We start from the raw sequence: 15,655 nt of genomic DNA, 5'->3' as shown, positions 1-15,655 counted from the left end.
GAGTCGTGCGCTGTACTTGCTCATGAAAAAACACCCCAAATCGTTGAACGGGTGTCCAACTTTTGGGGTGCAGTTCAATCGACCGGGGCCTTTTAGTTTTAGCGATGCAGTCAAGCGGTGAAGCAGCGATGCACTGAAGCCTGAGCAGTGAGGCGCGTGCAATCGACGCATAAAAAAAGGCCTTGATCGCTTCCGATCAAGGCCTTCGTCATTCGAACCGCGTCGAGCGCGGCGCATTCGGTATCAGCTTGCGACGCTCGCGAGATCCGCCGTGTGCGACGCGAAGAGCGGGATCGACGATGCCTGCTGGTGCTCGAGCCACTGCTGGAACATCAGCACGTTCCACAACTGACGATGCCAGTTCTGCTCGCCCGACAGATGCTGCTGCCATTTCGCGCGCACCGTGGCGGCGTCGAAGAAGCCCTCGCGACGCAGCCGCGACGCATCGAGCAAGGCCTCCGCCCAGTCGCGCAGCTCGCCGCGCAGCCAGTGCGTGATCGGCACGCCGAAGCCCTGCTTGGGCCGCTCGATCATCGCGCGCGGCACATGGCGATAGAGCACCTGGCGCAGCGCCCATTTGGTCTGTCCGTCGCGCACTTTCATCGATTGCGGCAGACGCCACGCGAACTCCACGACGCGATGATCGAGGAACGGCACGCGCGTTTCGAGCGACACGCCCATCGCGGCGCGATCGACTTTCGTGAGAATGTCGTCGGGTAGATAGGTAATCATGTCGAGCGCCATCATGCGCTGCACGTCGTCGAGGCCGGTGAAGGCCGGCGCATTGCCGGTCATCAGCGTGGGCGGCTGGTATCCGCCGATCACGAGCGCGGCGGGGTCGTTCCATTGCGACATGAGATGCAGATACACCTCGTCGCGCGACTGGCACGACAGCAGTTCGGCGCCCTTGTGCAGCTTGTCGCCGACCTTCACGCCGCGCAGCGACGACGGCAGAATCGGCTCCATCAGGCCCGCCATGCTGTTCCAGCGCTTCGGCGAGATTCCGGCTATGCCCGATGCCGCCAGCTTGCGCAACGGCGCCGGCATCATCGTCATCTTGTCCCACATGCCCGGCGCGGTCTTGTAACGCTGATAGCCGCAGAAAAGCTCGTCGCCGGCATCGCCGGACAGCGAGACCGTGACGTGCTGCCGCGCGAGTTGCGAGACGAGGAACGTCGGCACCTGCGACGAATCAGCGAACGGTTCGTCGTATAGCTCCGGCAGACGCGGGATCACATCGAGCGCCTGGCGCGCCGTCACGTACATCTCGGTGTGCTCCGTGCCGAGATGCCTGGAGACGGCCTTCGCGAGCTTGGCTTCGTCGAAATCGCTTTCGTTGAAGCCGATGGTGAAGGTCTTCACCGGACGCGACGACTGCTTCTGCATCAGCGCGACGATCGTGGACGAATCAACGCCGCCCGACAGAAACGCGCCGAGCGGCACGTCGGAAAGCATCTGCTGTCGGATCGCGTCCGTGAGCAGATGCTCGAGTTCATCGACGGCGTCTTCGGCGCTGCCCGCGAAACCGCGTGCGGATCCGTTGACCGCCGCATCGACGCCCGACCAGTACGACCACACGCGCGGCTCGCGCCGTTCGAGCGAGACGGTGAGCATCTTGCCCGGTTCGAGCTTGCGGATGCCCTCGAAAATGGAATACGGCGACGGCACGCAGCCGTGGCGGATTTGCAGCGTCAACGCGCCGCGATCGATGTTGTTCTCGAACGCGGGATGCTCGCGCAGCCCTTTGAGCTCGGAGCCGAACAGGAACGCGGCTTCCTCGCCCTGCCCTTGCCAGCCGTAGTAGAGCGGCTTTTCGCCGAGCCGGTCGCGCGCGAGCGTGAGCTGGCATTCCTGCCGGTCCCACACCGCGAACGCGAACATGCCGACCGCGCGCTCTATCGTCGCCTGGATGCCCCACGCATCGAAGCCGGCGACGAGCGTCTCGGTGTCGGAGCTGCCGCGCCACGCGGGTGCGCGTTGCGTGTCTTCGAGCTCGTCGCGCAGATCGAGATGGTTGTAGATCTCCCCATTGAACGCGATGACATATCGCCCGCTGCCCGACGCCATCGGCTGATGTCCCGCCGACGACAGATCGATGATCGCCAGCCGCCGATGACCCAGCGCGATGCCGCGCAGATCATCGGTCCAGTCGCCCGCGTCGTCGGGGCCGCGATAGGCGATGGCGAGCGCCATCTTCCGCACCGTTGTCTTCGAGTCGCCCGCGCCGAAGCCGCGTCCACCCAGAAAGCCGACGATACCGCACATATTGGTTCTCCTTACGATCCGGCCATAGGCCGCGCTTATGCGATGCTCATTTCTCTTCGACGAGCCGCAGGTAGATATCTTCGAAACGCTCGCGCGCGCGCATCATCGTGAATTCGGCGTGGATGCGCGCTTTCGCCATCTGACCGAGACGAAGGCGCTCGTCGGGTTTCATGTCGACGATGCGATCGAGTCCCGCCGCAAGCGCGTCGCTGTTTTCCTTCTCGACGACCACGCCCGTATTCGCGACGAGCATGGCCGCGTCGCCCACGTCGGTGACGACGCACGGAAGCGCCATCGCCATCGCTTCGCCGACGACATTCGGAAATCCTTCGGTGCGCGACGACAGGCAGAACACATCCATCGCCGACAGGCACGCGGGCACGTCGCGCCGCTCGCCGAGCAGCACGAAGCGCGATGCGAACCCCGTCTGCGCGATCCAGTCCGCGAGCTCGCCATTGTTCGCGTCGAGATCGCGGCCGACGAGCATGAAGCGCACATCGGGATGACGCGCGGCCAACATGCCCGCCGCGCGCACGAAATTCTGGTGATCCTTCACCGGATGAAAGCGTCCGAGCACGCCGACGACGACGTCGCGCTCGCCGAATCCGCATTGCTCGCGGATCGCGCTGCGTTGCTCCGGCGTGGCGCACAGGCGCGCGACGTCGAAGCCGTTCGGCACGACCATCATGCGGCTCGCGTCGTAGCCGACCGACACATGCGCGCGGCGCGACGCCTCGGCCGCGCAGACGATCGTCTGCGGCACGTAGTACGACAGCCACGCGCAAATCTTGCGCAGCAGCACGGTCACGCGCGAGCCGCCCGATCGGACATCGGTGGTGCGCACGCCCCAGACGATGCGCTTGTGCGCCGCGATCCGTCCGGCGAGCCCGCCGAGAAAGTCGGCGTGATACATCCACGTCTGAATGATGTCGGGGCGTTCTTCGCGGATCAGTTTCACGAGGCGCATCAACGCGCGCGGAAAGCCGAGCGGGGATTTCATGCCGAGGCTATGAACGTCGATGCCGCGCGCGGCGAGTTCTTCGCCAATCTTGCCGGTGGTCGTCAGCGAGCAGACGACGTGACGAAATCGCGGATCTTCGATGTGCGACTCGATGAGGCGCTGAAGCATACGTTCAGCGCCGTCCGCATTGAGCGCAACGATGACATGGAGAAGCTTCATGGTCCCGGCTGCCGTTTTTCTACGATGGGCCCGTCTCCAGGCAACCGACGCGCGCGTCGCTGGCGGCAATGCTTGTACTGACGGGTGTGTTTTATGACGATGGGCTGCCTCGCCGGGGCACGCTCCGGCGAGTCATCAATGTAAGCCGGCGCGGTGGCACGCACTGTGCGACGTGCCACACGCCGGTTCTCCTGTCCGCGCGCGTCCTGCGGGCGTCAGGCGCGCCTCATCGCACCGCGCCACGGATTCCATTTGCGAAGCTGCGTCTTGAGATCGATGACCGTGATCCCGCCGACCGCATTCCACGTATGCAACCCCTGATGACCGCGCGGCGGCGTGCGAACCGACACCGTGCGCTCGGCATAGGTCGTCGTCGTGAGCTCGGTGATCTCGCGGAACGTCAGCGCCGCGCCGTATTCGCGCTCGCAATTCTGCGCGGGGCGAATCAGGCGGTTCTGGCCGTCCTTGAACAGGTTGCCCGCCATGCGCGCGAGGCGGCAGTCGGAAACGACCGGGTTCATCGGATGCGCGGTCCATTCGCCGAACGGGCTGTCGGAATAGAAAATCGACAGTTCGTCCCAGTTCGATCCGCCGTCCTCCGTCATGCTCGTGAACATCCACCATGTCTTGCCGTCGTGATGGAGCGTCGTATCGGCGGCGACGACATCGCGCATGATCACCTTGTGCAGCACCCATTCCGTCGGGAACGACGCCGCGCGGTACATCTCGATCGTGCGGTTGCCACAGGTCTCCGGAATCATGAAGACCTCGCCCTCATGCTCGAAGAGGAACGGATACGACAGGTGATAGTTCTTGTCGAGCACGACGCGCGGCGTCTCTTGCCAAGTCTGCGTGGCCGGATCGAACGCGATATGGCTGATCGTGCCGCGATTCGTGTCGTAGGGCAGGCTTTCGAAGAACAGGTGATAGTCGCCGTTCTTGCCGCGCCAGAGGAACGGATCGGCATGGAACTGCGACGTCATGCCGGGAAGCGTCACCCAGTTGCGGCTTTCGTCGCCGTCCGCGGACGGGGCATCGGTGCGCCGATACGCCAGGACCCAGTGTCCGCGCTGAACCAGCAGCTTGAGCGGCTGATTCAGCACTTTGCGGCCGAGATGGCGCAGCGCGAAGCACGCCGAAGTGAAACCCGACAGACGCGCGGGCCGAGCCTTCGGCTTGACGAGCGGAAGATCGCGCAGCGGCGGGTTCGCGTCGAGCCGCTTCTGCGCCCGGTCGACGAGAACGGCGACGCGCTGCAGGCTCGTCTGCAACGACTTCAGGAAGAAAAGCTTCTCCGGTATCGCGACATACGACTCGGCGAGCAGTCGCATTTCGCCGGAGTCGGGGGACTTCCAGACGGCCTGGATATGTGGCGCTCGGCACTGAAGCAGCGCTTTCCACAGCGCCTCGATGTTCTCGTGGCCGTCGTACAGGACGGTGATTGGAGCACGAACGTGAGCGCGTCGCGGTGTCTCTTCGGGGTCGCCGTAGAGCCGCTTCTCGATGCGCGTCCACCATTCAAGCACGGAAGGATATGCGGGTTGCGCCATTTTCTTTTCCCTCAGACAGCAGCGGATTCGCCAGTCGATAGAATTGAAATCTTTAGCTAAGCGCTTAACTGTCTTTTATATGTGTTGTGTTCCGGCGCTTTCGAAATGATGAACCTACATTTCATGATGATGCCGGCGAAGAAAGACTAGAGTCTGGGGAACGTGACTGCGGTGCGCTATCGCACACAGTTGCGACAGCTAAATAATGCGAGGGATTTTGAACGGCTGTGCCGGAATGGCTGCGCAGTGCGATGGCCGGCGCGCCGGGTGCTGGGCACGGGCCGATACGGAGGGAGACCTAACTTGTTGGCGGATCAGGAAATTTTGTCGCGGATCAAGGCTCGTCGCGGCGCACGGCGACCTCGCGCCTGCGATACCACGTAGGCCGCTTATGAGCCGGCTTGCTCATTTCATCTGCCTTATGTTTGGAAGAAGGCGAAAAGATAATTTCGAACACGGCCAGCAAAGCGAGGCCGATTATTGCGAAAAAAACAATTGCGCCTATAACACCGCCTACAGACATGCTTCCTCCGCGCTCGTACGCGTTGAATCAAGCATTAGATAAAACCTGCCGCTGAAAGTTTTGGCCGAATGAAATTTTGATTTATTCGCGGATTATATCACATCGGAAATCGGCCAATTTCCGCGTGACGGACCTATGTGGATGATTTTCGGACGGATGCGGCCCGCGCAAATCCCTGAACAAAAGGGTGAAAGCGCATCTTTTCCGTGGACCGCTCGCCGGGCAGCGCCGCCGCGCGGGCGGACGAACGGCATAGTGCGGCGCGGGCCGGGGACGCGCATCGACCGCTGCGACGCGAAGGCCGGCGCGATTTATTCGGAGACCGATGCAGAGCGTATTACACGTCGAGATGCGGATTTCGAAAGACAACGGCGCGTCATTCGAATGCGCGCGTCGATATTCCCGATTTGCCGCCAGTCGTCTCGCCTATTTGACCGACGATTAACCGATCATTTCAGCAAGTAAGAAAGCGCGTTTCACGCGAGCCCCTCTTTTTCCGCGGGTTTGTCGGACGTTGTCAAGAGAATGTCCGCTACCGCCAATAAGGAAAGGCCGACCACCGCCACGAACCCGACGGTTCCGGCGAATAGGCTGACGAGCTTCATGGTTTCCTCCGCCAGTCAAAGGGCGAATGCTTCCGTTGCTCAAGCTGCCGCTCGCGTCCGACGATACTCGCCGGTGCGCCTGGCAACCGTCCCAACGCTAGCATAGGCATAAGTTCGCCGGAAAAGTATTCATTTCGTGGCGAAACAGGTGCCTTCGCGATTTGCGCAGACGAAAAAGCCTCGATGCGACCGATCGGCGACCCGATTCAGCGCCCGCGCCTGCCGGCGCCGGCCGTCATCGCCGCATCGGCGTCGCCGTTTTTCCACGCGTGCCGCGCCGGCTCCCGGCTGCCGCCCATCGCGCGGGTCAGGATCGCGCGTGTGCCAGGCGTCGCACTGACTTGCGCGAGTTGAGGCGCATCGATCCACAGCAACTCATGGAATCGCGCGCCGGCTTTCGGCCGCAGATGCACCTCGTCCGGTATCGCAATGCGAAAAACATGATGCAGATGATGCGCCGACGCCTGCTGAAACAGAAACGCCGCAGCGCTCGCCTCGACGCCGGTGTCTTCGTGCAGCGCTCGGATCGCTGCAACAATCGTCAATTCGTCGTATGCCACCGCTCCGCCCGGCAGAAGCCACGGTCCGCCACGCTCCCGGACCAGCAGCACTGACTGGCGACGAACCAGCAGCACGGTTGCTCGTTCTCTCATCCCCGTCTCCGTGTTGCACCCCAATTCGTTATTGGATCGATGCTGCGATACGGCGCGCGGCGTGCCATTTTGATTTCACCGTCGCGTCGAACCTGAGCGTGAATCGACGTGCACGTTCGATCTTCACAGGCTTTGTCGCGCTTCGCAATGCGTGATGTCCCACGTATGTGCGCTGCACGACGAGGCTGGCCGGCAAAAAATGCCCGCCTTTGCGAGACTTTGGGAGTGGACTCGAGCTGCGGAGTTCCGCTGGACTGGCGGATGGCGGAGGAAAAGTCGACGCGGCCGCGCGAGTCGATGCGCGCGGCCGGCAATGCTCGACGCGATCGCGTCAGGCGCCGAACGCCGGATCGCTCATGCTGTCGCGCCCGGTTTCGACGTGACCGGCGAGACGGCGCAGGAACGCGGAATCGGTGTCGACCGTGATTTCGATGTCATACCAGCCGTGCGCGTCGCGCAGATCGACGTAGAGCTGCTCCGTGTCGCCGCCCCGCACGCGCCGCGTGACCGTCTTCGACGGATCGTAGGCATTCTTCACGCTGAAGGTGCATGCCGCGGTTCCGCGGTTCGCGAGCCGCAGTTGCAGGTTGCCGTTGGCGACGTCGTAGCCTTCGGCGACATCCGGCGCGGCCTGCTCGCGCGACCACCAGTGCGACTGCGCGCTCGCCTTGCCCGCGATCCGCCGCAGAAAGCCGTTCGGGCCGTGCACGACGAAATCGAAGCTGCCGTCCGCGTTCGCCGCGACGCTGTCCGCGAGACGCTTGCGCGCTTCGACCGTATAGGTGCGGGGCGCATCCGCGCTCGCATTGCGATACAGCAGAAAGACCGCGCCCGCGCGTCCGGTGTTGACGAAGTCGAACGAGACGGCGTCCTTCGACGCATCCGGGCGCGCGCGCACGAAAAGCTCGTACGGCAACGCGCGCGCGGCGCGCACGCCGGACTCCTGCTTCGGCAGCGCCTGCGCGGCGGGCGGGACAGGCACATAGTCGGGATGGCGCTGCTTGTCGGGCGGAACGTAGCCGCTCGTCGCCGGCAGCGTCGGCATCGCGCTATTCGGATTGCGGAAGTCGAACGCGGACGTCAGATCGCCGCAAATCGCGCGACGCCACGGCGAGATGTTCGGCTCGGCGAGGTTGTGCGCGCGCCCGAAGCGTTTCTGGATGAAGCGGATCACCGAGGTATGGTCGAAGGTTTCGGAGCATACCCAGCCGCCTTTGGACCAAGGCGACACGACGAGCATCGGCACGCGCGCGCCCAGGCCGTAGGGGCCGCTCGCGTATTTCGCGCTGCCCGGAAAGATCTCCGCGCTGGTATCGACCGTCGAAAGACCGTTCGCGCTCGACGTCGGCGGAAACGGCGGGACGAGGTGATCGAAGAAGCCGTCGTTTTCGTCGTAGTTGATGAGCAGCGCCGTTTTGCTCCACAAATCCGGATTCGACGTCAGCACCTGCAACACCTGATCGATATACCAGGCGCCGTAGTTCGCGGGCCAGTTCGGGTGCTCGGAAAACGCCTCGGGCGCGACGATCCACGAGACTTGCGGCAGCGTGCCCGCCGCCACATCGCGCTTCAGGATCGAAAAGTAGTCGCCGCCGGCGACCGCGTTCGTGCCGCGACGCGCCTTTTCATACAGCGGACTGCCGGGCTGCGCATTCTGATACTGCTTGAAGTACAGCAGCGAATTGTCGCCATAGTTGCCGATGTACGCGTCGTCGGTCCAGCCCCACGAATTCTTCGCGTCGAGCCCCGTGCCGATGTCCTGATAGATCTTCCACGAGATGCCCGCGCGCTCCAGCACTTCGGGGAACGTGGACCAGCCGTAGCCGGCTTCCGCGTTATCGACGACCGGGCCGCCGCCGGTGCCGTCGTTGCCGACATAGCCCGTCCACATGTAGTAGCGGTTCGGATCGGTCGATGTGTTCGTCGAGCAGTGATACGCGTCGCAGATCGTGAAGGCGTCGGCGAGCTGATAGTGGAACGGGATGTCGTCGCGCTGCAGATACGCCATCGTCGTCGTGCCCTTGAACGGCACCCATTGGTCATAGCGGCCGTCGTGGAACGCGCCCTTCCCGTCCGTCCATCCGTGCGGCAAATCCTGCAGGAACTGCAGGCCGAGATTGGCGGCGTCCGGGTGGAACGGCAGCACTTCGCCCGCACCGGACGCGATCGGCTGATTGAACACCGGCTTGCCGTTGGGCAGCGTCACGGCGGTCTTGTCGCCGAAGCCGCGCACGCCGCGCATGGTGCCGAAGTAGTGATCGAACGAGCGGTTCTCCTGCATCAGCACGACGATGTGCTCGATGTCCTCGATCGATCCATGACGGTTGTTCGCGGGAATCGCGAGCGCCTGGCGAATGCCGAGCGGCATCACGTTAAGTGCGGCGGTCGCGCCTGCCGCCTGGGCGGCCGCGCGCAGAAAGTCACGACGGTTCGTGTTTTTCATTCGTTTTGCGGGAAGTAAATGGATGGGTCAGTCAACCGTGTGAATCACCGGTGTCGCGAGCGGTTCCGACGCGGCTCGCGCTATCGCGGGCTGCGCCGCTTCATCGGATGCGCCTCCTGTGGCCTGTTTCGCCCAATTCTGAAGCTCGCTCGTCGCGGATGGGCCGGATGTCGCGGATGTTTCGGACGATACGTCGCGCGTGAGCCCGGCGGAGGCCGATGATTCCGTGTCCCGCTCGCCGCAACCGCAAACGATTGCACTGGCGCAAACGACGAGACACGCCACGAGCGCGTGACGGCATGCAACAGTGGACATCGGTTTCTCCGGCTTCGGTCGCAGATCGATACAGCGCTGCGAAGCTTAGCCACGGCTTGTGTAAGCAATATGACCGGTCCGCGATACCATAGGCCGCGTATCGACAACAGGACGAAAAGAGCGTGATACAGCGTGACGATGCAAACGGGGAACTTCGCAGACAGGCGCTTCTGCTCGCGATGGCGCTATCGCTCGGCAGCGCCATCGCGCTCGGGCTCGCGCGCTTCTCCTACGCGCTGCTGCTTCCGCCGATGCGGCTCGACCTCGCGTGGAACTTCGCCCAGGCTGGCGCGATGAATACGGCGAATGCGTTCGGCTACCTGCTCGGCGCACTCGCGTTCTCACGATTGTCGATGCGCGCGCCGTCGCGCACGCTGTTCGTCGCGGGCTGCGCGCTCACCGTCGTCCTGATGGCGGCGAGCGGCACGACGACCGATACCGACGCCCTGCTCACGTTACGCGTCGCGACGGGAATCGGCAGCGCGCTCGTCTTCGTGAGCGGCGGCGTGCTGGCGGCACGGCTCGCATCGATGTCGCCGCGCGACGCCGGACTCGTCATCGGCTTGTATTACGGCGGCACGGGCTGGGGCATCGTGATCTCGTCGATACTCGTTCCGCTGACGGTCCTGCCGGTCGCGCACGGCTGGCGCGTCGCGTGGTTCGCGCTCGCCGCGGGTTGCGCGGCGTGTTCCGGCGCCGCCGTCTGGGCCGCGCGGCGTATCGAATCCGCGCAGCCTGTTTCGGCGACGCGTCAAGGTACGGACAGCGCCGCGGGCGCGCCGGTTCGGCGGCGGCGTTTCGCGCTCGCGCTCGCCGGATACGGGTGCTTCGGTATCGGCTATATCGGCTACATGACGTTCATCGTCGCCCTGCTTCGCAACGCAGGCATGAGCGCGGCGGTCGTGATCGGCTTTTATATCCTGCTGGGCGTGGCGACGGTCGTATCGGCGCGGATGTGGTCCGGGCTGCTCGATCGCATGCGCGGCGGTCAGGCGCTCGCGATCCTCAACGGACTGCTCGCCGCCGCAACGCTCATTCCCGCGATGTTCGCGCATCCGCTGGCGGCGTTCGTCTCGGGTACGTTGTTCGGCGCGACGTTTTTATCGGCGGTGGCATCGACGACGGCTTTCGTGCGGCACAATCTGCCGGCGAATCAGTGGCCGCGTGGGATCAACGCGTTCACGATCGTGTTCGCGCTGGGGCAGATCGTCGGTCCGGTCGTGATCGGACGGGTGTCGGACAGCGCCGGGCTCACTCGCGGACTGGTTTATTCGGCGCTCGTGCTGGCTGCCGGCGCGGTGCTCGCGGGCTGTCAGAAAACCTTGCTGAATAGACAGGATGCCTGAGAAATTCTCGACCCTTCGCGCAGATCAGATTCGGTTGCCCGCACGCGCCTTCTTCATCTTCGCGTAGACATGCGAGCAGAAGGCGTCGGCGACCACGCGATTGACGGTGAGAATGTTGTCGGCGCTCAGGCTCTCGCGTGAAACGCCCTGCTTCTCGATGAGCCGCTGCGGAATCAGCTGGCTCACGAACGAGTGACACAGTTCCTTGCGTGCCGGCGCATCGACGGATTCGAAGTACTCGCGGCCGGCGCGGATCTCCTCGCTCATCTTGGCTTTGGCCGTATCGTTCTGAACCTGAATGCTGGCTTCAAGATGCGCCTGCGCCGTATCGCGCGAACGGCGGTCCTTCTTGTCGTCCTCGAGTTGCTTCGCCTTGATCGACGCCATCTTCCGGTCCGCTTCGCCGATGCGGTAATTCCCTTCCAGCGCCTTGAACAGATAGCCGCGCGGGCTGACCGTCACCTTGCCTTCGTTGAGCTTGTATCGCGTGTATTCGATCGCCTGTTCGAGCCGCTCGTCGGTCCACACGTCGCGCCGCTTCGCGAGGCGCTCGAAGTCGGGGGTATCGAAAGCGAATTCGTTGTGCAGAAGCAGATACATCGAATCCTGAATGCCGGCGCGCGCCGCGTCGGCGCCCTGCTTCTTCGTGAAGCGGAAACGGATTTTCAGCTTGTCCGCCGGAACGCGATCGGCATTGGGCTCCCAGCTGACATCGAAATCGGAGACTTCGTTGAGCTGGTCGATGGCGGGCTCGAGGAACCGCTTCTTGAATTCCTTCACTTCCTTGCGCGATTCGCCGACCTTGCCGGGCCATTCGAGCACGTCTTCGAATGCGAACCACTCGGTCACGCCGTGGCCTTCGCACGGAATGAGGCGGTCGTAAATCGCGCGGGCGAGCGAAAGCGAAAAAGCCGTCGATGCGCGCAGGCTCAGCCAATGCGCCTTGTACGGGCTGATCAGATATTTGATGACCCGCCCGGCAAGCAGGACGCACACGACGTTGCGCTCGATGTAGCAGTCACCCAGCAAACTGATGGTGCCCCACGAGTCCTTCTCGGTCAGTTCCTCGATCGACGGCGCGGTCATGATTTCGACGCGCGCCCGGGCCGCGGCTCGCATCTGCGCGATCAGATGACTGTGGTTGCGGCTGTCGTAGCGCATCAACCACTTGAAGTAGTTGACGTCGGCCGTGAACGTATAGACCTTGTCGTCGATGAGTTCTTCGGGCGCCTTCGTCGCAACGATGAAGTACGCCGCATCGAGCACGCGCCGCGCGGCGATGCCCAATCCGCCGACCCGCGTGAAGATGTTGTTGCGCAGGAAACCGATGTCCCTCGTCGACTCGCAGATCGCCGATCCCTGCGCGGACATGTCTTCGTAGATGTCCAGCGCCAACTGCTGCGGTGTGACAGTGAGGTCTTGGTTTTCCATGCTTCCGATTCGGCTTCGATCCCCGGCACTCTATCAGGCGAGCGAGGGGTGTCAACACAAAAACCACCCCGCTGCTGCTTCACGTTATCCGCACAAAAATCGCCCCGCTCGCTGAAGCGGATCACAATTTCCACCCCGGTCGCCACAATTTCCGCCTCGTGCGGCCCAATTTGCGGCGCCGTCCGCACAAAAAGCGCCCTAGGCGTCACAAAAAGCACCTCTATCCACAGGGTTGCATGTTGATTTTTAAGGGAAATGGGTGGCGCTGTTTGTTGGTGGGTGAGTCTAGGTTTACAAAAAGACTGAACTGACATCGACTGAGTTTACGCTCGCTGCGGCGAATGAATTTCGTTAAGTCGTTGAATCTTATATAGAAAAGCGGATGAGAGCGAACCGCACAAAAACCGCCACCGGGGTGGTTTTTGTGCGGACGCCGCAGTGATTTCACGATGCTAAGGATTCAACTCGTTCTTCGCCGTCTACTCAATTCAGGGCACCGAGCGGCTTATTTAGAAAAGAACGAAAAATCAAGGGGTTGGATATACACCGCTGGCCGATCGGTTAAAACTCGACGCAATACAACCTTGTTTACGCGTATTCGTGTATTCTGCGCTTCGACGTCAATACTTGGAGAAAGCGCAGAATGGCAAACGTAGGCACGCTACCTATGGAAGACCGGAAGGTTACGCTCCGCGAAGTTGCTGAGTTCGCGGATAACCTGGAACCCTTCTCGGATAACCTTCGTGAACAGATTCTGGCGCCGCGTCCGCGTAAGCTCGCGCCGTTCTATACGATTAGCGAACTGGCCGAGATGTGCAATCTGACTCGGCAGCAGATTCAATATCTGGTCACGAAAGGCGAAGGCGGGCTTCCGACAGGCACGCTGAACGGCAGCGGCCGCAGCCGGACATTTACTCTGCCTGAAGTGCGCGTCTGGGTGAAGATGGCTTCCGATATCTACCAGACCCGTCTCGACGACAGCAACGGCACGTTCAGAGGCAAGGTGCTGACAACGGCTCAGTTGAAGGGCGGCTCGGCTAAAACCACAACGACGGTTTGCCTCGCACAGGCGCTGACGCTTCTTGGCCGCAAGGTATTGCTCATCGACCTCGATCCGCAAGCTTCGGCTTCGGAACTGTGCGGTCTCTATGCCGAAAAGGAAATCTCCGGCGACGACACCGTGCTGCCCTATATCTACGATCAAAACGTAGAGGGCGGTCTCGGCGCGAGCGTGCAATCGACGTATTGGGATGGCCTCGACATCATCCCCGGCCATACATTCTTATATGGAGCGGAGTTCTTGCTGCCGGCTCGCCAGAAGACCATTCAGGGCTACCGATTCTGGGCGGTTTTGCGCGAGGGTCTCGAGCCATTGCGCTCGCAGTATGACTACATCCTGATCGATACGTCACCGTCGCTGTCGTATATGAATTTGAACGCGCTGCTCGCCGCCGACGCGCTCGTCATGCCGATGATTCCCGAGAATCTCGACTTCATTAGTTCGCTCGCGTTCTGGCGACTCTTCTCGGATGTTGCCGAAGACTTCCTTCCTTACGAGGAGGATAAGGTCTACGACTTCATCTCTATTTTGTTGTCGAAGGTGGATTACGGCAAGACGTCGTCCGCGCCGGTTGTTCGGCAATGGGCGCAAAGCGCATACGGGCGCTGGCTCGACCCGTTCGAGATTCCGGCCAGCTCGGTCATGAGCGGAGGCGCGCTTTCCTTCTCGACGGCACTCGACGTGGTCAGCACGCATTCAACGGCGAAGTCGCTTCAGCGAGTGCGGCAGCCCATGATGCAATATGCCAAATGGCTGGATGATATGTTCGTCAAATCGTGGAGGGAGTCGGCATGAGTAATAACATCCGAGAACAACTCATGGCCAAGACGGCCAACCTGCCGAAGCCCGCGGATTTCAAAGGCGAGAACAAAAAGGATAAGACGACTCGTGGCCCGCAGACGATGCCGGGAATCACGAGTGCGCTAGCTGCTGCACAGCTTCGGATCCAGGAACTCGAAGCCCGAGGTGTCGACACAGAAATCTCGGTCGATGCGATCGTGCCGAATCCATGGCAACCGCGTCGTCAATTCAACGAAGGCAAGCTTTCCGAGTTGGCGCGGTCGATCGGTGAGGTTGGGCTGTTGCAGGCGGTAACGGTTCGACGAGTCGGAGAATCGTTCCAACTCGTTGCGGGCGAACGACGCTGGCGCGCGCATAAGCTGATCAACAAGGCGACTGTTCGCGCAGTTGTGATCGACTGCACGGATCAGGACATGGCGGCTTTGGCGTTGATGGAAAACGTGACGCGCGATGATCTGTCTGATTATGAAATCGCCATCGCGATTCGTCGTGCGGAAGCGGAATTTCCGAACCGAACGCGGCTCGCGGAAGCTATGGGCATTACTCGTAGCGACCTGTATCGGTTTCTTGCATATGATGCGCTCCCGGACTTCGTGAAGCGGGATCTGGATTTGAACCCGTCCGTGCTCGGAGCATCGTCGGCTCAGGATATCGCGAACGCACTGAAGAAGACGGGCGAACATGGACTCAAGGTGCTGCAAGAATTATGGCCGATGGTGCTGTCGGGCGACCTGGTTCAGACGAAGGTTGCGCCGAGTTTGAATGCACAGGCCAGCCGTGGAGAATCGGCGACGGATGCCGGTGGGCGGAGCATCCTGAAGATCTTCGCCGGAAAGGTCCAAGCCGGGAGCATCACGAAGGATGTCAAGGGACTGACCTTCAAGTTCAAAGCCGGAGTGATGACAGAGGAGCAGGAAAGTCAACTTAGAGAACACATAGGGAAGATGTTCTCGATTCGGTCTGAGTGATTTTTTTGAACCCGCCTCGGCGGGTTTCTTTATGGGCGACAAACCAAGTTTCGCGTGACGAAAGATCAAGGGCGAGAGTGGCATGTGTCCGAATTCGGACACATGTCCGGGTTCGAGCGCGTAGGCACGATGCGCGACCATTGTTGCCAACGGCCTTGGTGTCCGAATTCGGACACATGCCCTGGTTCGACGGCGTAGGCAGGATGCGAGACCATCGTTGCCAGCGACCTTAGTGTCCGAATTCGGACATGTATGGCCGGCCTGCCCGCCGTGGGCTGCAGGCGAGGCTTTCGCTAGCGGGCCTCGATCGCATGACGGAGCGCACCAGCCGAAAAATGCCTTCCGCTCCGACAGCGCGACCGTAACGAGCGATCCGAATCCGGAAGGCGCGACGCTGCTCAGCCGTGTTCGGGACTCGAGGCCACCGATCACTTCGCTTCTCACCAGCGGAAGCGGTTGCACGCTGAGTGTCCGAATTCGGACACTCAGTGGGAGACGAGAACATCAAAACTCAC

General features: G+C 61.9%; 10 protein-coding genes. 3 read left to right on the top strand and 7 right to left on the bottom strand.

Going from position 1 to position 15,655, the window contains the following annotated elements:
• Positions 1-243: 243 nt before the first annotated feature.
• The 6 genes from asnB to NCS67_RS28165 all read right to left on the bottom strand — a co-directional run bounded on the left by asnB (position 244) and on the right by NCS67_RS28165 (position 9,219).
• Positions 244-2,265 (bottom strand): asparagine synthase (glutamine-hydrolyzing), encoded by a 2,022-nt coding sequence (gene asnB / locus NCS67_RS28185; RefSeq protein WP_250437539.1) that lies wholly within the window; start codon positions 2,263-2,265, stop codon positions 244-246.
• A gap of 46 nt (positions 2,266-2,311) precedes the next feature.
• On the bottom strand, positions 2,312-3,445 hold the full coding sequence (locus tag NCS67_RS28180) for a glycosyltransferase family 4 protein (RefSeq protein WP_250437538.1): 1,134 nt from the start codon (positions 3,443-3,445) through the stop codon (positions 2,312-2,314).
• A 215-nt stretch (positions 3,446-3,660) separates the two neighbouring features.
• Positions 3,661-4,995, bottom strand: a complete 1,335-nt coding sequence (locus tag NCS67_RS28175; protein ID WP_250437537.1) for a glucosamine inositolphosphorylceramide transferase family protein — start codon at positions 4,993-4,995, stop codon at positions 3,661-3,663.
• Positions 4,996-5,994: 999 nt separating this feature from the next.
• The gene (locus NCS67_RS31955; RefSeq protein ID WP_275446092.1) at positions 5,995-6,123 is read right to left on the bottom strand and encodes a hypothetical protein; all 129 of its coding nucleotides are present in this window, start codon (positions 6,121-6,123) and stop codon (positions 5,995-5,997) included.
• 206 nt (positions 6,124-6,329) lie between these two features.
• On the bottom strand, positions 6,330-6,776 hold the full coding sequence (locus tag NCS67_RS28170) for an NUDIX domain-containing protein (protein WP_051078963.1): 447 nt from the start codon (positions 6,774-6,776) through the stop codon (positions 6,330-6,332).
• A 331-nt stretch (positions 6,777-7,107) separates the two neighbouring features.
• Positions 7,108-9,219: a phosphocholine-specific phospholipase C gene (locus tag NCS67_RS28165; RefSeq protein WP_250437536.1), complete on the bottom strand. Its 2,112-nt coding sequence runs from the start codon at positions 9,217-9,219 to the stop codon at positions 7,108-7,110.
• 494 nt (positions 9,220-9,713) lie between these two features.
• Between NCS67_RS28165 and NCS67_RS28160 the strand changes: the two genes are divergently transcribed.
• Positions 9,714-10,880 carry a YbfB/YjiJ family MFS transporter gene (locus NCS67_RS28160; RefSeq protein WP_250437543.1) on the top strand — a complete coding sequence of 389 codons (1,167 nt, stop codon included), beginning with the start codon at positions 9,714-9,716 and terminating at the stop codon, positions 10,878-10,880.
• Positions 10,881-10,904: 24 nt separating this feature from the next.
• On the opposite strand, the gene NCS67_RS28155 is transcribed toward NCS67_RS28160, so the two are convergent.
• Positions 10,905-12,311, bottom strand: coding sequence for a replication initiation protein (locus tag NCS67_RS28155; protein ID WP_008346150.1), 1,407 nt, complete (start codon positions 12,309-12,311; stop codon positions 10,905-10,907).
• A gap of 643 nt (positions 12,312-12,954) precedes the next feature.
• Here NCS67_RS28155 and NCS67_RS28150 point away from each other — a divergent pair.
• Positions 12,955-14,166 (top strand): ParA family protein, encoded by a 1,212-nt coding sequence (locus NCS67_RS28150; RefSeq protein ID WP_033536892.1) that lies wholly within the window; start codon positions 12,955-12,957, stop codon positions 14,164-14,166.
• Entirely contained in the window at positions 14,163-15,140 is a 978-nt protein-coding gene (locus NCS67_RS28145; protein ID WP_034470099.1) for a ParB/RepB/Spo0J family partition protein, read from the top strand. The genes NCS67_RS28150 and NCS67_RS28145 overlap by 4 nt, the downstream gene beginning before the upstream one ends.
• The last annotated feature ends 515 nt before the right edge of the window (positions 15,141-15,655 follow it).

Origin of the sequence: Caballeronia sp. ATUFL_F2_KS9A (assembly GCF_023630765.1) — a bacterium.
Lineage (GTDB): Bacteria > Pseudomonadota > Gammaproteobacteria > Burkholderiales > Burkholderiaceae > Caballeronia > Caballeronia zhejiangensis.
This window is presented reverse-complemented; position numbering and strand designations above follow the sequence as displayed.